The organism is Photorhabdus asymbiotica, from assembly GCF_003634575.1.
Classification (GTDB): domain Bacteria; phylum Pseudomonadota; class Gammaproteobacteria; order Enterobacterales; family Enterobacteriaceae; genus Photorhabdus; species Photorhabdus asymbiotica.
On record NZ_RBLJ01000004.1, the window covers coordinates 638,594 to 660,947 of the forward strand.

General features: G+C 44.2%; 22 protein-coding genes. 17 read left to right on the forward strand and 5 right to left on the reverse strand.

The genetic code is table 11. The annotated features are described in order from the left end of the window. Positions 1–36: 36 nt before the first annotated feature. The 8 genes from BDD30_RS18660 to cutC all read left to right on the forward strand — a co-directional run bounded on the left by BDD30_RS18660 (position 37) and on the right by cutC (position 8,712). Positions 37–813, forward strand: a complete 777-nt coding sequence (locus BDD30_RS18660) for a hypothetical protein (protein WP_015834621.1) — start codon at positions 37–39, stop codon at positions 811–813. A gap of 92 nt (positions 814–905) precedes the next feature. Continuing rightward, positions 906–2,885 carry a type VI secretion system Vgr family protein gene (locus BDD30_RS18665; RefSeq protein ID WP_015834620.1) on the forward strand — a complete coding sequence of 660 codons (1,980 nt, stop codon included), beginning with the start codon at positions 906–908 and terminating at the stop codon, positions 2,883–2,885. Then, positions 2,882–3,661 carry a DUF4123 domain-containing protein gene (locus BDD30_RS18670; protein WP_015834619.1) on the forward strand — a complete coding sequence of 260 codons (780 nt, stop codon included), beginning with the start codon at positions 2,882–2,884 and terminating at the stop codon, positions 3,659–3,661. Before BDD30_RS18665 ends, BDD30_RS18670 begins: the two co-directional genes overlap by 4 nt. Before the next feature lie 363 nt (positions 3,662–4,024). After that, entirely contained in the window at positions 4,025–5,938 is a 1,914-nt protein-coding gene (locus tag BDD30_RS18675; protein ID WP_015834618.1) for a lipase family protein, read from the forward strand. After that, on the forward strand, positions 5,935–6,699 hold the full coding sequence (locus tag BDD30_RS18680) for a hypothetical protein (RefSeq protein ID WP_015834617.1): 765 nt from the start codon (positions 5,935–5,937) through the stop codon (positions 6,697–6,699). The genes BDD30_RS18675 and BDD30_RS18680 overlap by 4 nt, the downstream gene beginning before the upstream one ends. A 73-nt stretch (positions 6,700–6,772) precedes the next feature. Further along, positions 6,773–6,913, forward strand: a complete 141-nt coding sequence (locus BDD30_RS23945) for a hypothetical protein (protein ID WP_015834616.1) — start codon at positions 6,773–6,775, stop codon at positions 6,911–6,913. A gap of 330 nt (positions 6,914–7,243) precedes the next feature. Next, positions 7,244–7,798 (forward strand): VOC family protein, encoded by a 555-nt coding sequence (locus tag BDD30_RS18690; protein WP_015834614.1) that lies wholly within the window; start codon positions 7,244–7,246, stop codon positions 7,796–7,798. A 167-nt stretch (positions 7,799–7,965) separates the two neighbouring features. Next, positions 7,966–8,712 carry a copper homeostasis protein CutC gene (gene cutC, locus BDD30_RS18695; protein WP_041381925.1) on the forward strand — a complete coding sequence of 249 codons (747 nt, stop codon included), beginning with the start codon at positions 7,966–7,968 and terminating at the stop codon, positions 8,710–8,712. Between the two features lie 55 nt (positions 8,713–8,767). Here cutC and cmoB read toward each other — a convergent pair whose 3' ends face one another. The 3 genes from cmoB to BDD30_RS18710 all read right to left on the reverse strand — a co-directional run bounded on the left by cmoB (position 8,768) and on the right by BDD30_RS18710 (position 11,344). Then, positions 8,768–9,739 (reverse strand): tRNA 5-methoxyuridine(34)/uridine 5-oxyacetic acid(34) synthase CmoB, encoded by a 972-nt coding sequence (gene cmoB, locus BDD30_RS18700; protein ID WP_015834612.1) that lies wholly within the window; start codon positions 9,737–9,739, stop codon positions 8,768–8,770. Continuing rightward, entirely contained in the window at positions 9,740–10,495 is a 756-nt protein-coding gene (cmoA, locus tag BDD30_RS18705) for a carboxy-S-adenosyl-L-methionine synthase CmoA (RefSeq protein ID WP_041382843.1), read from the reverse strand. Between the two features lie 450 nt (positions 10,496–10,945). Then, on the reverse strand, positions 10,946–11,344 hold the full coding sequence (locus BDD30_RS18710) for an MAPEG family protein (RefSeq protein ID WP_015834610.1): 399 nt from the start codon (positions 11,342–11,344) through the stop codon (positions 10,946–10,948). A 272-nt stretch (positions 11,345–11,616) separates the two neighbouring features. Here BDD30_RS18710 and aspS point away from each other — a divergent pair, with 272 nt between their 5' ends. The 6 genes from aspS (at position 11,617) to ruvB (ending at position 17,111) form a co-directional block, all read left to right on the forward strand. Beyond that, a complete protein-coding gene (aspS, locus tag BDD30_RS18715; RefSeq protein ID WP_015834609.1) occupies positions 11,617–13,389 on the forward strand; it encodes an aspartate--tRNA ligase in 1,773 nt (590 codons plus the stop codon). After that, positions 13,389–13,826 (forward strand): dihydroneopterin triphosphate diphosphatase, encoded by a 438-nt coding sequence (nudB, locus tag BDD30_RS18720; RefSeq protein ID WP_015834608.1) that lies wholly within the window; start codon positions 13,389–13,391, stop codon positions 13,824–13,826. The genes aspS and nudB overlap by 1 nt, the downstream gene beginning before the upstream one ends. A gap of 194 nt (positions 13,827–14,020) precedes the next feature. Continuing rightward, a complete protein-coding gene (locus BDD30_RS18725) occupies positions 14,021–14,764 on the forward strand; it encodes a YebC/PmpR family DNA-binding transcriptional regulator (protein ID WP_015834607.1) in 744 nt (247 codons plus the stop codon). A 105-nt stretch (positions 14,765–14,869) separates the two neighbouring features. Continuing rightward, a complete protein-coding gene (gene ruvC, locus BDD30_RS18730; protein ID WP_015834606.1) occupies positions 14,870–15,391 on the forward strand; it encodes a crossover junction endodeoxyribonuclease RuvC in 522 nt (173 codons plus the stop codon). 78 nt (positions 15,392–15,469) lie between these two features. Beyond that, positions 15,470–16,087 (forward strand): Holliday junction branch migration protein RuvA, encoded by a 618-nt coding sequence (gene ruvA / locus BDD30_RS18735; RefSeq protein ID WP_015834605.1) that lies wholly within the window; start codon positions 15,470–15,472, stop codon positions 16,085–16,087. A gap of 16 nt (positions 16,088–16,103) precedes the next feature. Beyond that, the gene (ruvB, locus tag BDD30_RS18740; protein ID WP_015834604.1) at positions 16,104–17,111 is read left to right on the forward strand and encodes a Holliday junction branch migration DNA helicase RuvB; all 1,008 of its coding nucleotides are present in this window, start codon (positions 16,104–16,106) and stop codon (positions 17,109–17,111) included. 210 nt (positions 17,112–17,321) lie between these two features. Here the strand turns inward: ruvB and znuB are convergent, their stop codons facing one another. Beyond that, positions 17,322–18,107 (reverse strand): zinc ABC transporter permease subunit ZnuB, encoded by a 786-nt coding sequence (znuB, locus tag BDD30_RS18745; protein ID WP_041381919.1) that lies wholly within the window; start codon positions 18,105–18,107, stop codon positions 17,322–17,324. Continuing rightward, on the reverse strand, positions 18,100–18,864 hold the full coding sequence (gene znuC, locus BDD30_RS18750) for a zinc ABC transporter ATP-binding protein ZnuC (RefSeq protein WP_041381917.1): 765 nt from the start codon (positions 18,862–18,864) through the stop codon (positions 18,100–18,102). The genes znuB and znuC overlap by 8 nt, the downstream gene beginning before the upstream one ends. Positions 18,865–18,940: 76 nt before the next feature. Here znuC and znuA point away from each other — a divergent pair, with 76 nt between their 5' ends. The 3 genes from znuA (at position 18,941) to lpxM (ending at position 22,342) form a co-directional block, all read left to right on the forward strand. Continuing rightward, positions 18,941–19,888, forward strand: coding sequence for a zinc ABC transporter substrate-binding protein ZnuA (gene znuA, locus BDD30_RS18755; RefSeq protein ID WP_015834601.1), 948 nt, complete (start codon positions 18,941–18,943; stop codon positions 19,886–19,888). Between the two features lie 20 nt (positions 19,889–19,908). After that, the gene (mepM, locus tag BDD30_RS18760) at positions 19,909–21,222 is read left to right on the forward strand and encodes a murein DD-endopeptidase MepM (protein WP_015834600.1); all 1,314 of its coding nucleotides are present in this window, start codon (positions 19,909–19,911) and stop codon (positions 21,220–21,222) included. A 151-nt stretch (positions 21,223–21,373) separates the two neighbouring features. Then, positions 21,374–22,342, forward strand: coding sequence for a lauroyl-Kdo(2)-lipid IV(A) myristoyltransferase (gene lpxM, locus BDD30_RS18765; RefSeq protein WP_015834599.1), 969 nt, complete (start codon positions 21,374–21,376; stop codon positions 22,340–22,342). Positions 22,343–22,354: the final 12 nt, after the last annotated feature.

Here is a 22,354-nt window from a genome sequence, read left to right on the forward strand (position 1 = left end):
CCAACACGAGAATACTGTGATCAAAAGGAATCCGTTATGAAAATATTGAAGATATTGAAAATAACGTTGCTCTTATTATTTCTCTATTTTATTTACTGGGCGTTAGGCGATACCTTTTTTAACTGGCTTTTTCCCTTTTCATCTGCTGGGAAGGGGCCATCAATTACCGTGGAGGGTGTCGCGCCGAAATATACCAAACCCTATGTATATGCGCAGTATATCTCAAAAGACTGCCTTGAATATCAGTTGGATGCAGGTATGTCACCTTTTAAAGTGCCAACTTATAACGGATTGCGCCTGGATGTAAAAGCAGATCCACAAACCGGTTATTTTCAGGCGAAATTACCTTTTAGTGGCGGGGGCTGGTGTAAATGGAAAATCAATCAAGCCTCTGTATCGGTGGGGTATACCGATGTCCACCATTTGGTGAAAGAAGCTGTTATATCAGAAGGTGCAGAAGGGAGCGGTTTAACTGCATTTATCAATGATGCGGTCCAAACGAATATTAGTGAAACTGCTGCATTAAATACTATTGATTTTAGCCCCATCATTTACCCTGTTTTGGAAATGGTTGAAGGATTGCCTAAAAGCGTATCCTTACAGGGTGAAGTATTAAATACGCGTTCCTTTCGATTGAAATTAACGCCAGGAGCCGAGTGGAAAATCATCTTTAAGCCCAAACTGGATGAAACCAAAATGGCGAAGGTGACTGTGACTAACGGGAAAGGCGAATGGGTTGAATATCCTGGCGGAAAGATTGATAAAGGTACTCAAATAGTCGATTTTCGGAATATGTATATGAATATGAAGTAACGCAATCAGGGGAGTCTGAAAAATAAAGTTACGTCGCAAATACCATAATTACTCATCTACCTAAACACCAATACCAGAAATAAGGAGTCCATATGAATGATGGATTACACTTTCTCTGTCATATTACCGATTTGCCGGAGAAAACTTTTGCAGTCGCTGAATTTTCTTTACAGGAGGAATTGTCCGAACTTTTTACTCTGTCTTTAACTCTGGTCAGTCAACGGGCCGATATTGATTTAGAATCACTGCTATTACAGTCGGTGAAATTCCGGGTGGTTTTTAATGGGGTTGAACAACGTCAGGTTAGTGGCATTGTTGCACAGGCTGTATTGGGTGAGACTCATGCTCATCGTACTCTTTATTACTTCACTGTTCGGCCCGCTCTTTGGCGGATGACCCTGAATCAGGACAGCCGGATTTATCATCGGCAAAGTGTGCCAGCTATTCTCAATAGTTTGCTGAAAAAACACCACGTGCGGGTTGATTCCCAGCTGGATGAGTTTCATTACACACATGAGTATGTGACGCAGAAACGGGAATCTGATTATGATTTTTTTGCCCGGTTAGTCGCCGAAGAAGGGCTGAATTTTTGGTTTGAAGATAATAAGCTGTTTTTCAGCGACAGCCATTTAGGAATGACCGCTAATTTACCACTGGTCTACAACCCCCAGATACAAACTGCCACAGAAATGAATGTGATTAATCAGGTACATCTGGGGGTTTCTATGACCCCGCAGCGGGTTATTTATAAGGATAGAAATCCGCAAAATCCCGCTTACTTCCTGACACATTGGGCCGATACCGATCCGCATGCTGTGGGGCAGAAAACCCTGTTTTCGATCTTTGAAAGCTACGGTCGTTTTCAGAAAGATGCGGAGGCGAAACCGTTTGTCCAGCGCCGTCAGCAGGCAATCCAGAATCAACGTCAGGCCGGCGGCGGGCAAAGTAATTGTTTTAAACTGATGCCCGGTAAAATCTTTGATATCAGCGAACACCCAGTTGAAGCCATCAATACCCGCTGGCAAATCGTAGCTATTCATCATCACGGCAAATGTCCGCAAGTATTGCAAGAAGCCAGCGGAGCATCAGGAACTTATTTGTATAACGAATTCAGTTTTATTTCTGGCTATAAGGACTGGCGACCGCTATATCGTTACAAACCGCTAGCGGATGGTGATGAAGTCGCTACCGTGGTTGGCCCGGCAGGGGAGGAGATTTATGTCAATGAAGATGGCTGTATTCGCGTCCATTTTCACTGGGATCGTTATGATAAGGCCGATGAAAACGCCTCCTGTTGGGTACGGTTTTCTCAGGGCTGGAATGGCAGCGGTTACGGTTTTATGGCAATTCCCCGTATCGGTCAGGAGGTGATTGTTTCCTATCTGAATGGCGATATTGATCGCCCGATTGTGACCGGCTGCACTTATAACGGCCTGAATCGCCCGCCGCTGGATTTACCCGCGGAAAAAACTCGCACCACGTTTAAAACTCGGACCCACAAAGGGAAAGGCTTTAATGAATTGCGGTTTGAAGATGCTAAAGACCAGCAAGAGATTTACCTGCACGGGCAGAAAGATTTGACCGCCCATATCCAGAACGATGCTTACTGGCATGTTAAACATGACCATAAACAGCGGATCGATAATAACCGCTACTGTGAAATCCACGCGGATGACCACCGGAAAATCACTGGCTCCGGTAAATACAGTACTGATGGGGATGTGTCACACCGTATCACCGGCAGTCAGCATTTACAGACCGGGGAGGCGTTAGTCGCTGAAAGTGGTCAGGAAATGCATCTGAAAAGCGACGGAAAAATAGTGCTGGAAGCAGCATCAGAAATTACGTTAAAAGTCGGCGGTCATTTTATCCGGTTAACTCCCAGCGGTATTCTGACTTCTCCGAATTTGTCAGTCGGCCAAGGCTCCGCCGGTGCCGGGCGTGGTTTGTCCCTGCAACTGCCAGAGGGAGTAGAACCGTTGCTTGGTGAGAAGTCTCCAGCGAAATCGATTTGTGCTTTGCAAGCCCATAGGGAAGTTGATTTGACGATTAATAGCCAGGAGGATGAATGAATATTTCCATAAGTTGGCAACAGTGGTTGACTACGCCTAATAAGCAGCCGGTTTTCTTTATGCTGAATTCACTGGCAAATCCTAACCCTGTCACTCTTTTTTACACTAACGATTGGCTGGAGCAGGCTTTTCCACTATATAGCGGTACACCGATGGATCACTTGTTGGCACAAAGTCCTTGGTTGGTTCAGCCCAAGCCAGGCTGCTTGTCAATAATTGGTCATCTGCTTGATAGTCAAACTATGAGCGATAACAGTTGGGGGTGGGCTTATCGTAGTGAGGATTTGTGGACCCAACAGCTTAATCACTGGCGTTCACGTCAGCAGGTGATATTGCGGCAGAGGAAGGTGATTTTGCGCAGTATGGACCCCCGAGTTCTCAGTCAGTTATTACCGGCAATGATCATTAGCGATTGGTCAGCATTTCTAACACCGGTGAGTGAGTTAATGATCGATGGACCAGAACCCCGGAGGTATTCCCGCCCTGAAAACTGTGGTCAAGGAGGAAGTGAGCAGCCTTTTGTTTTGGGGAGTCATTTGCTGCACGCCTGGCATCATTCTGATTACGCTTTGAAAGGGAAGGCATTTGTGATCAGTAATGATATATGGGAAAACCACGGAGAATTAGCTGAAAAACTGGATGAACCAGAGGGACGGTTAGTGGAAGGGATTATTAATTGGCTAAAAATGCGTTTAGAAAATGGAGATGATATTAGCAACCTGAACAGTGCAGATTATTTGCAGATGCTCAATGAACAATATACGACCGCTGGATAGCGCATGATGGCTCATGGCATAAGCGGTGCTTTTTGTCTGTGGCAATAAGATTTTTATTATCTTATTTCTTTGGTGGCGCAATCAGTCATTTCCATTTCTGGCGGGATATCTATACCCAATAGATTTCAAGATGCATCGAGACGGCAAGGGAGCGAATCCCCGGGAGCATAGATAACTATGTGACTGGGGTAAGTGAGTGCAGCCAACAAAGAGGCAACTTGAAAGATAACAGATATATGTTGATTTCATCAGTGCAGAGACTTTTTTGATGATAGCTGGACGGGGGAAGTCTTGTGGGACTTTCAACAGATGATGTTTGGGTTGCGCGCCTATATGTAATAGTAAGCAAAGGAAACAACACCGATGAGTACATTAGATCCGCGAGAATGTTTTGATTGTAGGATACTGAAACACTGGGTTGAATTTCAGTTAGTAGATGAACAAGGGAAACCTTTAGTCAATATGCCTTATAGCATGGTAAGTAGGGGACTCCCGGATCATGTGCGCCGGGGAAAGACAGATGGTTTCGGGGTGCTGAGGGAAGAAGACCTGTCAGCTTATCCAGTGAAATTGTATATTGATGCCCAATCGTTGGCCGATGAGATGGAACAGCGCCCGTTGCGGGAAATACGAGGAGAAGAGGCGTCGGTAGTGAAGCCAAAAGCGGAAGCCGAAGGCCACCAATATCACTATGTGACTATCGGGCAGATCAGTGATGGGTTGCCGTCGCTTGAAGGATGGGACCCCAAAGATATTCCACCACCCTATCATTTTCCTAATCCGGAACCCAAAGGTTATCAGGTCCATCCGTTAAGTCGTCGGTATGTACTGGAAGTCTGTCCATTCCGGGCCTGGGTTTTGCTGTTACATCACCAAAAAGAGTATTCCCTTGTGAATGCCTATAATCAGTGTTTGATGAGCGTGTTAGCTTACGCCGATGGGGATGTTGATGTTGAAGGTTCGGTTAAACATTTTTTTAACCGGCAAATGGTGGATGTTTCGAAGTTGCCTTATCAGGTGGAAAAAGCATCGGCAACACCGGTGGTTTATAATGTGCCGTTTAGTGAACGTTATACTCAGGTGGAGTTTATTGATTCACGGGCTGGGGATCATAAACAGAGTGATACCAAACTGTTTTATGTTGCCAGTAAGCAAGATGTGATTATCAGTTGGCGAGGTACGGCGACTCTGGAGAATTACCTGACTGATGCCACCTTCCAGCCATTGGCTTTAAGCTGCGATGATGACAAAGCGCTATGCAGTGGGTTTATCCATAGAGGTAAAGTGCACAAAGGATTTTGGGAAGCGTTTAATTTGGTTAGGGAGTTAAGTGTTCCCAGTGATAAAAGTAAACTAGTATTCGGCGATATCATTACACTAGCTCAGGGACGAAGATTGTTTGTCTGTGGTCATAGCTTGGGTGGTGCACTGGCATTACTGCACAGCGCACAACTGCAAAAACATAACCCTTGCCTCTACAGTTACGGAATGCCGAGAACATTAACCCGCAGTGCGGTAGAGGAATTATCTTCCATTATCCACTATCGTCATGTTAATGAAGATGATCCAATACCTTCGGTGCCCTTTGAGCAGGATATGGATAATAGATTTTTTAATTACTGGGCGTTGGCAGGCTATGAATGGGAAATCATGAAACAGGTGTCACCGTCACCGATTGTTAAAGCCATTAAACAAGCGACAGCCAGTAAAGAAATTTATCTGCATCATGGTAAGGTTGTGCATTTTTTTCAAGCCAACAGTTGCCCAGAATGGCTGATTTCCGCCAGGAATGTCCCCTTTATAACGGGTGTGACTGAAGAAATATTGAATAACACCACCAAGCTCTATTTAATTCCTGAATTAAACCCGGAAACAGAAAAGGATTTTTCTCTGGCGGGTGAGCAGCAAAATGCGTTGTTTAATCAGCTCAGTCAACCAGAAAAAGATAAACTGTTTGTTGAAAACAGAGGTGTTGATTTAAAAGGGGGATTTGGCTTTTCTAATCATAGCTCGTATAAATATGCGGGTTATATTGATAAGCGCCTCAGAGAGTTATGCGAACCGGATAAGATTACGGTCTATCAGGACAGTCAGCGTCAATTTAAGGCGAAAATGGATAATGATAAGAGGCTTATTCCGGACAACATTTACTATCGTAATCTCTATTTTCTGGATATGGATAAACAGTTAATAACATCACTGACCGTCAGCCAACAGGAAGAACAAGGCACACTGGCCTTACAACATTATTGCGATAAGAAGGAACTGTCAGTATGAAAATATTGAAGATATTGAAAATAACGTTGCTCTTATTATTTCTCTATTTTATTTACTGGGCGTTGGGTGATACCTTTTTTAACTGGCTTTTTCCCTTTTCATCTGCTGGGAAGGGGCCATCAATTACCGTGGAGGGTGTCGCGCCGAAATACACCAAACCGTATATATCTGCTTTGTATATCTCAAAAGACTGCCTTGAATATCAGTTGGATGCAGGTATGTCACCTTTTAAAGTGCCAACTTATAACGGATTGCGTCTGGATGTAAAGGCAGACCCACAAACCGGTTATTTTCAGGCGAAATTACCTTTTAGTGGCGGGGGCTGGTGTAAATGGAAAATCAATCAAGCCTCTGTGACAGTCGGTTATACCGATGTCACCCGCTTGGTAAAAGATGCTGTTCAGGATAAAGGCGCTGAAGGGACCGGTTTAACTGCATTTATTAACGATGCGGCCCGGACATATCTTAACGAAACTGCAACATTGAATATTATAGATTACCACCCGGTTATTTACCCTGTTTTGGAAATGGTTGACAAATTTCCCAAAAGATTATATTTGCTAGGTGAGAAACCAATGCGGCCATTTAGATTGATGTTAACTCCAGGAGCGGAATGGAAAATTATCTATAAACCTAAATTAGATGAAACCAAAATGCCGAAAGTGATTATCCCGCCAGGTAAAGGGCTTGCGAGGGTTGAATACCCGGATGGAAGCATTGATTTGCATAATGATCAAATAGAATATTGGAGAATAAAGTAATGTCACTAAAGTCATATCACCAGTTTGCTTAAATGCCAACACGAGAACACTGTGATCAAAAGGAATCGTTAGTATGAAAATATTGAAAATAACGTTGCTCTTATTATTTCTCTATTTTATTTACTGGGCGTTAGGCGATACCTTTTTTAACTGGCTTTTTCAGAAAGATGCGGAGGCGAAACCGTTTGTCCAGCGCCGTCAGCAGGCAGTTTAGAACCAACGTCTGGCCGGCGGTGGGAAAAGTCATTGTTTTAAACTGATGCCCGGTAAAATCTTTGACCTCAGAGAACACCCGGTTGAAGCCATAAATACCCGCTGATAAATCGTGTCTATTCATTATCAAGGTAAATGTCCGCAGGCACTGCAAGAAGCCAGCAGAGAGTCAGGAACTTATCTGCACAACTTCATAGAACTTATTGAGAGCGTGCTAAATTTCAATTTGCTATAAATTGAGAGTATTATTCGAGGCTTGAATAGCGGTAAGTCTTTGGAACTCTTGGGCGGTTAGAGGTCAAGGGAAGGGTACCATTTTAACTGGGATAATATGGTTCATTTTTCTTCTATCGTTGAATTACAGGATTTAGTGGCTGATCTGGCCATATTTGCGCAAAAATTAGCGCGGTTTAAACAGCGGCTTAATTTGCATGTTGAGCAATATCAAGCCGATCATATTTCCTTACGTTGTCATGACATATCTGTGGCGGAACGCTGGCGTAAAGGTTTTTTGCAATGTGGCAGCTTGATGTCAGAAAACATGATTAATGGGCGTCCGATTTGCCTGTTTGATTTAGCACAGCCAATAGCGGTGCTGAATTGGCAAATTGATTGTGTTGAATTGCCCTATCCGGGTAAGAAAATTTACCCGCATCAGGGCTGGGAACATGTAGAACTGGTGCTGCCTGTGGCTCCCGAAATGTTATTAGCAGCAGCAAATGCATTATTACCGCAACCTTTACCGACAGGCTTCTCTGTTAAACAGAGTCAGCCCAAAGGAGAGCGAGAGCGGCTGCCTAATCCGACCTTAGCTGTCACTGATGGCGAAATCACTGTCAAATTTCACCCGTTTACATTGCGTGAGATGGTTAAAAGTGAGCCCTAGTCAGCAAAATTAACTTTTTCATCCCTACGATTCAGAGAAAAATTCTGACCTTGTGATTTCCTACAAATCATTGGGAATAGTTAAATGTCATAGTTAGTGAATTGACTTATTAAATCGTTTAGATTCACGGATTGCTTGCTAATGACGTGGTGTTTAAGGAACTTCTGATGACAAAGTTAGAAATTTGTTGTTTTAGCGTAGGTTGTGCTTTGATCGCGCAACAGGCTGGGGCTGACCGGATAGAGCTGTGTGCCAGTCCGGCAGAAGGAGGATTAACACCGAGTCTTGGTACATTAAAGCAGGCAATTGAGCAATTAAGTATTCCGGTACATCCCATTGTACGGCCAAGAGGGGGAGACTTTTGTTACGGCCACTCAGATTTTGAGGTGATGAAAAATGATATCGCTCAGATCCGTGATATGGGATTTGTGGGTGTTGTTTTTGGCATATTGGATGAAGAAGGGCATATTGATTTGCCGCGTATGCAGCAATTGATGGCTCTGTCTGGCGATATGGCCGTCACTTTTCATCGTGCATTTGATATGTGCTTTAATCCTTATGTAGCGTTGGACCAGCTAACGCAGCTTGGTGTTAAGCGAATATTGACTTCCGGTCAGCAACAAAATGCTGAATTGGGATTACCATTATTAAAAGAGCTTCATCAAGCCAGTCAAGGGCCAATTATTATGGCGGGTGCCGGTGTTCGCCTGAGTAATATCCATAAATTTACCGATATAGGGTTAACGGAAGTTCACAGTTCAGCAGGCCGGATTATGCCTTCTACCATGACCTACCGCAAAGCAGGGGTGACGATGAGTACTGACAATGAAGCAGATGAGTTCTCACATTATTGTGTTGATGGTGGGGTAGTAGAGGTGATGAAGGGGATGCTGAGTTTAACTTTATTTGAATAAATCCTGTCATTAAGTAAATTTGAGAACTGACCCTGTTGAGTCAGTTCTCAGATTATCAGGGTTTGCGGGCAATCAATACCGCACGCAGAGGTGCTGGATAACCTTCAATAGTTTTACTGCTGTTGGCAGGATCAAGAAAATCAGATAATGATTCCGTTTTCATCCATGCGGTACGGCGTTGTTCTTCCGTGGTGGTAACAGCTTGATCAACAATTCTTACATCGACAAAACCACACTTTTCCAACCAGGCTTTCAGCATCTTTGCCGATGGAATGAAATAGACATTGCGCATTTGGGCGTAACGTTCGCCAGGGATTAAGCAGGTATTTTCATCACCTTCAACCACCAGGCTTTCCAGTACTAATTCACCATCGGATACCAGCTGATTTTTCAATTGCCAGAGATGATCGAGTGGAGAACGGCGGTGATAGAGGACACCCATCGAAAAGACCGTATCGAAAGCGGCCAAAGCGGGTAATTGTTCAATGCCTAAAGGTAAAAGATGAGCACGTTGATCGCTGCCCAGTAACTTTCTGACGGCTTCAAACTGACAGAGAAAAAGCTGTGTTGGATCAATACCTACGGCAAGTTCAGCGCCTTCTCCGACCATACGCCACAGGTGATAACCACTGCCACAGCCAACATCAAGAATGGTTCGACCCGTTAATGGGGAAATATGGGGCAGCACCCGCTCCCATTTCCAGTCTGAGCGCCATTCGGTATCAATATTCACACCGTAAAGAGAAAATGGCCCTTTGCGCCACGGCATGAATACTCGCAATATATTTGTAATACAAATTTCTTCACCTTCAGATAGAGCGGGATCGCGTTCTGCGATCACACCATTTTTTAGGTCTAATTTGGTCGGTGAAATTTCTGGCAGGTTTTCCAGGGTTTTTACCCACGATTTAAAACTGCCATGCAGAGCGGCTTTTTGCCATTCATCCAATTGAGCCGGCAGGTAATTAAGCCAGTGCTTAAGATCATTCTTCGCAATAAGTTGATAAAAATTACTGAAATCGATCATTTACTGACTCCTTTTTATTGCCAGCAATGAGCCAAAGTTGAAACATTGAAACCAAACTTCAACATGTTCAAAACCAGATTGATAGAGGCGGGATTTATGTGTTTCGACAGAATCAGTCAACATCACATTTTCAAGCATACTGCGTTTCTGGCTGATCTCCAGTTCGCTGTATCCATTAGCACGCTTAAAATCGTGATGCATATTAAACAGTAATTTGCCAATTTTTTGATCTTCAAAGCTGAATTTCTCTGATAAAACCAGAACTCCCCCAGGACGTAATCCCCGATAAATCCGGTTCAGCAAACCTTGCCGATCTTGCGGGTTGAGGAATTGTAAGGTGAAATTCAGCACGACCATAGAAGCATTCTGGATGTCGATATCAAGAATGTCAGCTTCAATGACTTCAACAGGTGTTTGTGCGCGGAAAGCATCAAGATGGCGACGACAGCGTTCTACCATGGCTGGGGAATTATCAATCGCGATGATTTGACAGTTTTCTGCTGTAATATTGCGGCGCATTGCCAAGGTTGATGCACCAAGAGAGCAACCCAGGTCGTAAATTTGACTGTTTGATGTCACGAAACGACTGGCCAGCATACCAATCATGGAAACGATATTTGAATAACCTGGCACAGAACGTTGGATCATATCAGGGAAAACTTCAGCAACCCGTTCATCGAAACTCCAGTCACCTAAATTAGCAATAGGCGCTGCAAACAGGCTATCCCTTTGATTGTGAGGATCTTGATTTGACATAACAGCATTGATTATCAGAAAAAATAGAGGGTGGCATTCTAACAGATGTAAAGCTTGGCCTTGAACCAATTTTCTCTTTCTTAAAAAGTGGGGAATAATGGAAATATTTGAGGAATTTGAGTATTGCGCAAAAATCATGTCATGGTGTTATGAGCCTTTGACTTCATTGGTGAGTTGGGGTCTATACCTGTTATCTTTCAAGTTGCCTCTTTGTTGGCTGCACTCACTCTCCCCGGTCACATAGTTATCTATGCTCCCGGGGATTCGTTCCCTTGCCGTCGCGATGCATTTTGAAATCCATAGGGATATACCCTCGCCAATGAGCGGTAAAAAAACATAATGCTCACTCGCTTGCATATCAACGCTGGAAAGTCTTCCTCATATGGAATAGCTACACGGTTAGAGTAATAGGCAGCAGAACTTGCTGCCTGTCAAATAGTGCCAGAAATATCAGGTATAAAGGGAAAATATCTGTTCCCAAGGCAAGTAGTAAATATTAGCAATGATCATTAATACCATTGAAAGATAGGTTGCTGCCATGCCTGAACGTCGCCAGCGGAACTCACGGTGGTGCAGGCCATAATAATGTAGCAATCTGCCGGTGAGCAAGATCAAACCACAAACATGTATCATCCACACATTTGAACCATTCATCTCCATGATGACCAGCAATAACATGGAAATAGGAATATATTCCACGGCATTGCCATGGATACGGATAGCTGTTTGTAATTCGTAGAAACCGCCATCTCCATATGAAACACGATATTGTGTCCTTAATTTAACCACATCAAAAGACAGCTTAATCAATAATAGTGCGCCCAACACAACATAAAGCGAGCTAACCATTTTTAACTCCATTGCCTAACCGAAATTGGCCAATTAGGTAATGATAAACCGCAAAAATAAAACTGTCGCTATAAAAAAACAGTAATTGAAAATAAATTGTCTGATTATCAGACATCAAGGCAATTGTATAATCAAGGATATTGCCTGCCCTTATCTCAGAGCAGAATTTCTATTATAATAATGGCCTTTTGACAGTTCTGAATTTTTCAAGTTTAAGAACGATGCCAAAATTTCCGCAGCAACAGCACAACAGCCGAGTAAAAGGATATTGTATGCGTACTGATTATTGTGGGCAGTTGAATCTGACCCATGAAGGCCAGAAGGTGACTCTTTGTGGTTGGGTAAACCGCCGCCGTGATCTGGGTGGACTGATTTTTATTGATATGCGTGATCGTGAAGGTATCGTGCAGGTATTTTTTGACCCGGATCAGCAAGCAGCATTTTCTCTGGCTTCTGAACTGCGCAATGAATTCTGTATTCAAATCACCGGTACTGTACGCGCTCGTCCCGACAGTCAAATCAATAAAGATATGGCTACCGGTGAGATCGAGGTTTTTGCGGAAAGCCTGAATATCATTAACCGCTCCGAACCTTTGCCATTGGATAGCAATCAGACTAACAGTGAAGAGCAGCGTCTGAAATATCGCTATATTGATCTGCGCCGTCCTGAAATGGCAAACCGCTTAAAAACCCGCGCTAAAATTACCAGTTTTGTTCGCCGTTTCATGGACAGTCAGGATTTCCTGGATATTGAAACCCCAATGCTGACTAAAGCGACCCCGGAAGGTGCGCGTGACTATTTGGTACCAAGCCGTGTTCATAAAGGCAAATTTTATGCATTGCCTCAGTCACCACAGTTATTTAAGCAATTGCTGATGATGTCCGGTTTTGATCGTTATTATCAGATTGTGAAGTGCTTCCGAGATGAAGATTTGCGCGCTGACCGTCAGCCAGAATTCACTCAGATCGACGTGGAAACTTCCTTTATGACTGCTGAGCAGGTAAGGGAAATCATGGAAAAAATGATCCGTGAACTGTGGCTTGAAATTAAAGGCGTTGATCTTGGGCATTTCCCGGTCATGACTTTTGCTGAAGCGATGCGCCGTTTCGGTTCTGATAAACCTGATCTGCGTAACCCATTAGAATTGGTAGATGTTGCTGATCTGGTTAAGAATGTGGAATTCAGCGTCTTTGCTGAACCAGCAAATGACAGTAAAGGCCGTGTCGCCGTGATTCGGGTACCGAGTGGCACTGAACTGAGCCGTAAGCAAATTGATGAATATGGCAAATTCGTTGGGATTTATGGCGCTAAAGGGCTGGCGTGGATAAAAGTTAATGAGCGAGCTGCGGGTCTGGAAGGGGTACAAAGTCCGATAGCTAAATTCCTTAATGCAGAAGTGATTGATGGTCTGCTTTCTCGTACTGGTGCACAGGATGGTGACATCTTGTTCTTTGGTGCTGGCAGTACAAAAGTGGTCACTGATGCGTTGGGGGCGTTGCGTCTGAAGTTGGGTCGTGACCTAAATCTAACGAAATTGGATAGTTGGCAGCCGTTGTGGGTTATCGATTTTCCAATGTTCGAAGATAACGAAGAAGGTGGTCTGAGTGCAATGCATCATCCATTTACTTCACCGCGTAATATGTCGGCAGAAGAATTGGTGCAAGAGCCGGTTTCAGCGATTGCCAATGCTTACGATATGGTGATCAATGGCTATGAAGTTGGCGGTGGTTCAGTGCGTATTCACCGTAATGAAATGCAACAAGCGGTGTTCAACATTCTGGGCATTAATGAGCAGGAGCAGCAGGAGAAATTTGGCTTCCTGTTGGATGCACTGAAATTTGGTACGCCACCACACGCAGGTTTGGCGTTCGGCCTTGACCGTCTGGTGATGTTGCTGACAGGTACTGATAACATCCGTGATGTTATCGCGTTCCCTAAAACAACAGCTGCGGCTTGTCTGATGACTGAAGCACCAAGCTATGCCAATACCGCGGCACTTGAAGAGTTGTCAATCTCAGTGGTTGCTAAGAAAGAGAGTGAATAATGATTTATAAGCGCCCTGAATCTGTGCTGGTGGTTATTTATGCATTTTCCAGCAGACGGGTGCTAATGTTACAGCGGCGTGATGATCCTGACTTCTGGCAGTCTGTGACTGGCAGCCTTGACGGAAATGAAACGCCGCGTGAGACGGCATTGCGTGAAGTGCAAGAGGAAGTTGGTATTGATATCATAGGTGAAAATCTCGAATTGATAGATTGCCGACGTTCTATTTATTTTGAGATTTTTACCCACTTGCGCCATCGCTATGCTCCGGGTGTCACTCGTAATAAAGAGTACTGGTTCTGTCTGGCATTGCCTGAAGAACGTGAATTCCTGTTGACTGAACATCAGGCTTATCAGTGGCTGGCAGCAGATAAAGCAGCAAAGCTCACTAAGTCATGGAGCAATCGGCAGGCAATTGAAGAATTTGTTATTGATTAATCACCTATTGAAAATAGGTTTTAAGTTTATACCCAATAAATTTCGAGTTGCAGCGCGGCGGCAAGTGAACGAATCCCCAGGAGCATAGATAACGATGTGACTGGGGTGAGTGAAAGCAGCCAACAAAGCAGCAACTTGAAGGATGACGGGTATATCCCTAATCTAATTGAGTAGATATTTTATCGGAGAACCTTATGGCAGGTCATAGTAAATGGGCCAACACCAAACACCGTAAAGCTGCACAGGATGCGAAACGCGGTAAGATTTTCACCAAAATTATCCGTGAGTTGGTCACGGCTGCTCGTTTGGGCGGTGGCGATCCTGCATCTAACCCGCGCCTGCGTGCGGCAGTGGATAAAGCGCTGTCCAACAACATGACCCGCGATACTTTGAACCGTGCTATCGCTCGTGGTGTTGGCAACGATGAAGCGGATAACATGGAAACCATCATTTATGAAGGTTATGGTCCAGGTGGTACCGCGGTGATGGTTGAATGTTTGAGTGATAACCGTAACCGTACTGTTTCCGACGTTCGTCATGCTTTTACCAAAACTGGTGGTAATCTGGGAACCGATGGTTCTGTTGCATATCTGTTCACCAAGAAAGGGGTGATTTCTTATGCACCGGGGCTGGATGAAGATGCGGTTATGGAAGCGGCATTGGAAGTGGGTGCGGATGATGTAGAAACTTATGATGATGGCGCTATTGATGTTTACACAACACCAGAAACTTTTGGTGATGTGAAAGATGCGTTGGATGCAGCAGGTTTTGTTGCTGAATCAGCAGAAGTTTCAATGATTCCTTCGACTAAAGCGGAACTGGATGCGGAAACCGCACCTAAGTTACTGCGTCTGATCGACATGTTGGAAGATTCAGACGATGTGCAAGAGGTTTACCATAACGGTGAAATCTCTGATGAAGTTGCGGCTTTGCTGTAATTTTAAATCGGGTTGTACAGCGTAGAGAAAGTGTGCTGTTGTTCAGGGCACTTTCTCTAACGTTTTTATCCCCTTTATTAATGGAGTAAAGGCGAATAAGCAGATATGGCGATCGTCTTAGGTATCGACCCAGGTTCTCGTGTCACGGGTTATGGTGTGATCCGTCAGCAAGGGCGTCATCTGATTTATCTTGGCAGTGGTTGTATCCGTACTAAAGTTGATGATCTACCGAGCCGATTACAGCGCATTTATGCCGGTATTACTGAAATTATTACGCAATTCCAACCGGACGCTTTCGCTATTGAGCAGGTATTTATGGCGAAAAACCCTGATTCAGCTTTGAAGTTAGGACAGGCACGTGGGGTTGCCATTCTTGCAGCGGTGAATCAATCTGTACCGGTTTTTGAATATGCCGCCCGACAGGTGAAACAAACCGTTGTTGGAACCGGAGCCGCTGAAAAAAGTCAGATTCAACACATGGTACGTTCTATGCTGAAATTGTCTGCTAATCCGCAATCAGATGCGGCAGATGCATTGGCGATTGCGATAACCCATTGTCATTTTAATCAGAATCTTTTGCGTGTTGGGGACCCCAGATTAATTCTGGCACGTGGACGTTTAAAATAACGGCTGGATATGCATCCAGCCTTTTTTATGTTATAAGCATTAGCAGAATAATCAGTTTTATTTTCAGGGGGTAAACAAGTGATAGGGCGTCTCAGAGGAATTGTGCTGGAGAAACAACCGCCGTTAGTTTTATTAGAAACGAATGGCGTAGGTTATGAAGTGCATATGCCGATGACCTGTTTTTATGAATTGCCTGATATCGGACAGGAAACGGTCCTGTTTACCCACTTTGTGGTGCGTGAAGATGCGCAATTACTTTATGGTTTTAATGATAAGCAAGAGCGGGCGCTGTTCCGTGAGTTAATTAAAGTCAATGGCGTAGGGCCTAAATTGGCACTGGCGATTCTTTCCGGCATGTCTGCGCAGCAATTTGTTTCTGCGATTGAGCAAGAGGCGATTGCTTCTCTGGTTAAACTGCCCGGTGTGGGTAAGAAAACCGCTGAACGGCTGGTGGTTGAAATGAAAGATCGTTTTAAAGGGCTTAATGGCGATTTGTTCAATCAAAACAGTGACATTAATCTGCCAGCAACAGCTAAGCAGACAACTTCTGATGCTGATATAGAAGCAGAAGCCGCTGCGGCGTTAGTCTCTCTGGGCTACAAACCACAGGAAGCGAGCCGAATGGTCAGTAAGGTTGTTAAACCGGGGGCGGATTGTGAAACACTTATCCGCGAAGCACTCCGCGCAGTTCTTTAGTTGGTAGGAGGATGCCATGATTGAAGCAGACCGTCTGGTTTCTGCGGAAATTTTGCCAGACGATGAAGCCATTGACCGGGCCATCAGACCCAAATTGTTGTCTGAATATGTTGGGCAACCGCAAGTCTGTGAGCAGATGGAGATTTTTATTCAGGCAGCCAGACAGCGAGGTGATGCTCTTGACCATTTGCTGATTTTTGGCCCGCCGGGATTAGGGAAAACCACCCTGGCGAATATTGTAGCTAATGAGATGGGGGTGAATCTCCGCACAACGTCTGGTCCTGTTTTAGAAAAGGCCGGTGATTTGGCGGCGATGTTGACGAACCTTGAACCTCACGATGTGTTGTTTATTGATGAAATTCACCGTTTATCTCCGGTGGTGGAAGAGATTCTCTATCCGGCGATGGAAGACTATCAACTGGATATTATGATTGGTGAAGGGCCGGCAGCTCGTTCGATAAAAATTGACTTGCCTCCTTTTACCTTAATTGGAGCTACCACCCGCGCAGGCTCCTTGACCTCACCACTGCGTGATCGTTTTGGGATTGTGCAACGTCTTGAATTTTATAACGTGGATGATTTGCAAAGTATTGTCTCCCGTAGCGCCCGTTTTATGGGGGTTGATATTACTGACGATGGCGCGCGGCAGGTTGCTATGCGTTCTCGTGGAACGCCACGTATTACAAACCGTTTATTACGTCGAGTGCGGGATTTTGCTCAGGTAAAAGGGGATGGGGCTATTGATGGTGATATTGCTACCAGGGCGCTGGACATGCTGAGTGTAGACTCTGCGGGTTTTGATTATCTGGATCGTAAATTACTGATTGCCATCATTGATAAATTTATGGGCGGGCCGGTTGGGGTGGATAACCTTGCCGCTGCCATTGGCGAAGAGCGAGAAACCATTGAGGATGTGCTGGAACCATTCTTGATCCAGCAAGGTTTTATTCAGCGTACTTCTCGCGGACGAATTGCCACCAATCATGCTTATCGTCATTTTGGCATAGTTAAAAATCAGGAATAATGGGAATAGGGACGCCTTTCAGGGCATCCCATCTTTTCCTTTTAAAAAATCAGCAATTGGAGAGTGGGAATATATACCCTATGGATTTCAAGATGCATCGCGACGGCAAGCGAGCGCATCCCCAGGAGCATAGATAACTATGTAACTGGGGTAAGTGAACGTAACCAACAAAGCAGCAACTTGAAGGATAAAGGGTATAAGTGCGGTAGATTAGTTTTTTGCTTTACTAACCAGGCTGATAATAAATAGCATCGCAGCGCACAGAACAACAGAAGGTCCAGCTGGAGTGTCGTAAAAGGCAGAGAAAGCTAATCCGCCAGTGATGGCGACTATACCGGTTGCAATAGCGATACCGGCCATTTGCTCAGGTGTACGGGCAAAACGGCGGGCAGTAGCAGCTGGAATAATTAACAGGGAGGTAATAATCAGAGCGCCGACAAACTTCATTGCTAGGCCAATGGTCAGCGCAGTGACCAGCATTAACAGCACTCTCAGCCGCTGTATTTTAATACCATCGACGAAAGCCATTTCTTGGCTGATGGTCATAGAAAGCAGGGAGTTCCATTGCCAAAACAGCAGTGTGACGACAATAGTGACACCGATCGCAATCAACCAAATATCCTCATAAGTGACTGACAGTAAGTCACCAAACAGATAAGCCATCAAATCAACTCGCACATTAGACATTAAACTGACAACTACCAATCCTAATGATAATGCGCTGTGGGCCATGATCCCCAATAAAGTATCGATTGCCAGCTGAGGACGCTTTTCCAGCCAGACCAGAATGATTGCCAATATCAAAGTGACAGCGATAACCGTGTAAAAAGGACTAATATTTAGCAATAATCCGAAAGCAACACCTAGTAATGAAGCATGTGCCAGAGTATCGCCAAAGTAAGACATCTTGCGCCAGACAACAAATGAACCTAATGGCCCAGCCGCAATAGCTAATAATATTCCTGCCAGCCAACCGGGAAGTAATAATTCAAGCATCAGTGGCACATTCCCTATTATTTTTCAAAATGATTTCCCCTTTCAGATCATGATGATGATTATGCTGATGTCGGTATACGGCTAATTGCTTAGCGCCATGGTGACCAAACATAGCGATAAATTCAGGGTGAATAGAAACGACTTCAGGTGTACCGGAACAGCAAATATGTTGATTAAGACATAAAACTTCGTCTGTTTTTGCCATCACCAGATGCAAATCGTGGGATACCATAAGGACAGCACAATTCAATTCAGTTCTGATTTGATTGATTAAATCATAGAGCGCTAATTGACCATTAACATCGACTCCTTGTGTTGGTTCATCAAGGACTAATAGCTGGGGTTTATTTAAGAGCGCTCTGGCTAATAAAACCCGTTGGCTTTCTCCGCCGGATAATTTTTGCATGGGTTGCTGCAAAAGATGAGCCGCTTTGACGCGCTCAAGTGCTGGCAAGAGATCGGCAGATTTTACGCCGGGTTTCAACATCATAAAGCGTTTGACTGTTAGTGGCAGGGTAGGGTCAAGATGCAATTTCTGTGGAACATAGCCGATTCTCAACCCATCGGTATGTTCAATGGTACCGGATGACGGCTCAATAAGCCCCAGAACAACACGGACTAATGTTGATTTACCGGCACCATTAGGTCCTAACAAAGTCAGGATATTCCCTTGTCGTAAACTCAGGGAGATATTGTTGAGTACCTGACGATTGCCAAAGGTAACGGCAACATTCTTTAAGGCGATAAGTGTAGACATGCTAAATATATCTTGCGTGAACATTGAGATGTTATAATATAACAATTCTTGCTTCTGTCCACGAGATATTTACATTATGTTACACAAATCATATAAACTGACGCATAAATTTTTCTGTAAAGCGGCGATTGCCGCTGTTTTAATGTCGGGAACAATACAATCAGCTAGTGCTGATGTCGTAACATCAATTCGCCCGTTAGGTTTTATCGCTGCGGCAATAACAGATGGAGTCACTGATACACAGGTGCTGTTACCTGATGGCGCATCACCGCATGACTATGCATTAAAACCGTCCGATCTTAAGAAAATTAATCAGGCAGATTTAGTTGTGTGGGTTGGCCCTGAGATGGAAGTTTTTTTGTCTAAACCGTTAGCCAAAGTTCCGCAAGATAAACAGCTGGCTTTAGCACAATTGCCGGCGATTAAACCATTATTGCTGAAAAATGGTGAAGATTTACACGAACCTGATCAGCATAAACATGAAGATGATCATGAACATCATTCTCATGGCGAATATAATATGCACATCTGGTTGTCGCCAAAAATAGTGAAACAAGCTGCTCAGGCGATCCATGACCAATTACTAATGCACTATCCGCATAAAAAAGCTGCGCTGGACGTAAACCTACGTAAATTCAACGCTCAACTTGCGCAAACTGACAAAAATATTGCTAATATTCTTAAACTGGTGCGCGGTAAGGGGTATTTTGTTTTTCACGATGCTTATGGCTATTTCGAACAGCATTATGGTCTGAGTCCACTAGGGCATTTTACGATTAACCCTGAAATACAACCTGGCGCACAAAAGTTACATCACATACGAACGCAATTGGTTGAGCAAAAAGCAACCTGCATTTTTGCTGAGCCACAATTCAGGCCGACCGTTATAAATGTTGTCGCGAAGGATACGGGGGTGCGTATGGGCACTTTAGACCCGTTAGGAAGCCGCATTGTATTGGATAAGGACAGCTATATGAAATTTATAACTCAGTTGTCGGAACAATACGCAGGTTGCCTGAATTAGAGTAATAAGGAATTCTATTAGTGCAACAGATAGTTAAAACTATCGTTCTGGTGTATAGGGAGTTACCACGACCGCATAAGATTATGCTGGGTTCGTTGACTGTAGCAACATTGGTTGTCACGATGTGGCAACCAATTGCTTATCATCATGAACAACAAGAAGAAACCACAACGGGTAGCATTGCTATCAATACTTCCGCAGCAAATACCGATGAGATTATTGCGGATAGTAGTGAACAATTGCCGGATGAAGGTATTCCTGATGAGGAAACCAATTCGGAAGCGACTGCTCAAACTCCGCATGAATATATTGTCTCTGACGGCGATACTCTCAGCAGTATTCTGACTCAATTTGGTATCGACTCTTCTGATGTGGCGTTATTGGCTAATCAGCACCGTGTGTTACGGGGGCTTAATATCGGACAGCCATTGTCATGGACAGTAAACGAAGCGGGTGACTTGCAAAGTCTGACCTGGGATGTTTCCCGTCGGGAAACTCGTATTTATACCCGCGAAGGTGATGTATTTAAAGAAACGAAAGAGTTTCAGAAAGGTGAATGGAAAAACAGCGCTATTATCGGTGTTGTTGATAATAACTTTACCAGCAGTGCCTTAGATGCGGGTTTAACCAGTAGTGAAGCACGTGAAGTTACCAAGGCACTGCAATGGCAAATAGATTTGCGTAAATTACGCAAAGGCGATCGTTTCTCTGTACTACTTTCCCGTGAAATATTGGATGGTCGCAGTGAACAAAGTCAATTACTTGGTGTTCGTCTAAATAGCGGTGGTAAAGATTATTATGCAATCCGTGCGGAAGACGGTCGTTTCTATGATCGAGAAGCATCTGGTCTTGAACGCGGCTTTTTGCGTTTTCCAACAACCAAACAATTCCGTGTTTCTTCCCAATTTAATCCTCGGCGTGTGAATCCGGTGACGGGTCGAGTTGCGCCGCATAAAGGTGTGGATTTTGCTATGCCAGTGGGAACACCTGTTTTAGCGGTAGGTGATGGTGAGGTTATTGTCTCTAAATATAATGGGGCGGCAGGTAACTTTATTGCTATCCGTCATGGCCGCCAATATACCACTCGCTATATGCACCTGAGAAAACTGTTGGTGAAACCTGGACAGAAAGTAAAACGTGGCGATCGTATCGGATTATCTGGCAGTACCGGTCGTTCTACAGGCCCTCATTTGCACTATGAATTCTGGATCAATCAGCAGGCGGTCAATCCATTAACCGCGAAATTGCCGCGTTCTGGTGGTTTAAGTGGTAAAGAACGCACAGAATTCTTGGCAACGGTGAAAGAGGTGACACCTCAGCTTTTGCTAGATTGAGTTTAACTGATCATAAATAACAGACTTTAAAGCGGATGATTGATATCATCCGCTGTCGTTTTGTATTGCAGAACAAGATATGTTGACATTTGTTGATATAAATCTCGGTACTAAAATGGCAAATTATCGTTTTGTTTTAAAGAGTTAGCTCATGCATAAAGAGACAGATACAGACAGTAAAGTGGGTTATGTGCCGACATTCCATAGATCTTACCTGCATCCTCGTTACTGGGGAATATGGGTGGGAGTGGGGGTGTTGGTTGGGCTGGCGTACCTTCCGGTTAAACTGCGTGATCCTTTGTTGGCGAAAATAGGCTGGTTGGCGGGTAAGTTTGCAAAAGGGGCGCGTCGCAGAGCGAGAATCAACCTGTGTTACTGTATGCCGGAGCTGACTGAACAACAGCGCGAAGTATTGATTGATGAGATGTTTTCTACCGCGCCTCAACCTTTTGTTATGTTAGCTGAGCTTTGTTTACGTGGCACAAAATCAACATTAAGCCGGACTCATTGGCATGGTAAAGAGATTATTCTTCAACTGAAAGAGCAGGGGAAAAACGTTATTTTCATGGTTCCTCATGGCTGGGCTGTGGATATTCCTGCGATGTTGCTGGCAGCGGATGGACAGAAAGTATCAGCGATGTTTCATCATCAAAGCAATCCAGTATCAGATTATTTATGGAATAAAGCTCGCTATCACTTTGGTGGTCGTTTACATTCCCGTGATGCTGGAATTAAACCTTTTATTGCCACTGTTCGCCAGGGTTTCTGGGGATATTATCTTCCTGATCAGGATCATGGTGAAGAACACAGTGAGTTTGTCGATTTCTTCGCAACTTATAAAGCAACATTACCGGCAATTGGGCGATTGATGAAAGTTTGTCGTGCGGCTATTGTTCCCTTATTTCCGGTTTATAATTACCGTACTCACCAGCTTGATATTTATATTCGTCCTCCCATGGATGATATTGATGGCAAAGACGATGCTTTTATTGCTCGCCGAATGAATGAAGAATTAGAACAATTAGTGCGACCAAATCCTGAGCAGTACACCTGGATACTGAAATTACTTAAGACCCGGAAAGAGGGTGATATTGAGCCGTATAACAGAGAAGATCTGTGATTCTAGATAATA

What these genes read in the sequence shown, in the direction of transcription:
- BDD30_RS18660 (WP_015834621.1), top strand. Translation starts at nt 37, where the DNA reads ATGAAAATATTGAAGATATTGAAAATAACGTTGCTCTTATTATTTCTC.
- BDD30_RS18665 (WP_015834620.1), top strand. Translation starts at nt 906, where the DNA reads ATGAATGATGGATTACACTTTCTCTGTCATATTACCGATTTGCCGGAG.
- BDD30_RS18670 (WP_015834619.1), top strand. Translation starts at nt 2,882, where the DNA reads ATGAATATTTCCATAAGTTGGCAACAGTGGTTGACTACGCCTAATAAG.
- BDD30_RS18675 (WP_015834618.1), top strand. Translation starts at nt 4,025, where the DNA reads ATGAGTACATTAGATCCGCGAGAATGTTTTGATTGTAGGATACTGAAA.
- BDD30_RS18680 (WP_015834617.1), top strand. Translation starts at nt 5,935, where the DNA reads ATGAAAATATTGAAGATATTGAAAATAACGTTGCTCTTATTATTTCTC.
- BDD30_RS23945 (WP_015834616.1), top strand. Translation starts at nt 6,773, where the DNA reads ATGAAAATATTGAAAATAACGTTGCTCTTATTATTTCTCTATTTTATT.
- BDD30_RS18690 (WP_015834614.1), top strand. Translation starts at nt 7,244, where the DNA reads ATGGTTCATTTTTCTTCTATCGTTGAATTACAGGATTTAGTGGCTGAT.
- cutC (WP_041381925.1), top strand. Translation starts at nt 7,966, where the DNA reads ATGACAAAGTTAGAAATTTGTTGTTTTAGCGTAGGTTGTGCTTTGATC.
- cmoB (WP_015834612.1), bottom strand. Translation starts at nt 9,739, where the DNA reads ATGATCGATTTCAGTAATTTTTATCAACTTATTGCGAAGAATGATCTT.
- cmoA (WP_041382843.1), bottom strand. Translation starts at nt 10,495, where the DNA reads ATGTCAAATCAAGATCCTCACAATCAAAGGGATAGCCTGTTTGCAGCG.
- BDD30_RS18710 (WP_015834610.1), bottom strand. Translation starts at nt 11,344, where the DNA reads ATGGTTAGCTCGCTTTATGTTGTGTTGGGCGCACTATTATTGATTAAG.
- aspS (WP_015834609.1), top strand. Translation starts at nt 11,617, where the DNA reads ATGCGTACTGATTATTGTGGGCAGTTGAATCTGACCCATGAAGGCCAG.
- nudB (WP_015834608.1), top strand. Translation starts at nt 13,389, where the DNA reads ATGATTTATAAGCGCCCTGAATCTGTGCTGGTGGTTATTTATGCATTT.
- BDD30_RS18725 (WP_015834607.1), top strand. Translation starts at nt 14,021, where the DNA reads ATGGCAGGTCATAGTAAATGGGCCAACACCAAACACCGTAAAGCTGCA.
- ruvC (WP_015834606.1), top strand. Translation starts at nt 14,870, where the DNA reads ATGGCGATCGTCTTAGGTATCGACCCAGGTTCTCGTGTCACGGGTTAT.
- ruvB (WP_015834604.1), top strand. Translation starts at nt 16,104, where the DNA reads ATGATTGAAGCAGACCGTCTGGTTTCTGCGGAAATTTTGCCAGACGAT.
- znuB (WP_041381919.1), bottom strand. Translation starts at nt 18,107, where the DNA reads ATGCTTGAATTATTACTTCCCGGTTGGCTGGCAGGAATATTATTAGCT.
- znuC (WP_041381917.1), bottom strand. Translation starts at nt 18,864, where the DNA reads ATGTCTACACTTATCGCCTTAAAGAATGTTGCCGTTACCTTTGGCAAT.
- znuA (WP_015834601.1), top strand. Translation starts at nt 18,941, where the DNA reads ATGTTACACAAATCATATAAACTGACGCATAAATTTTTCTGTAAAGCG.
- lpxM (WP_015834599.1), top strand. Translation starts at nt 21,374, where the DNA reads ATGCATAAAGAGACAGATACAGACAGTAAAGTGGGTTATGTGCCGACA.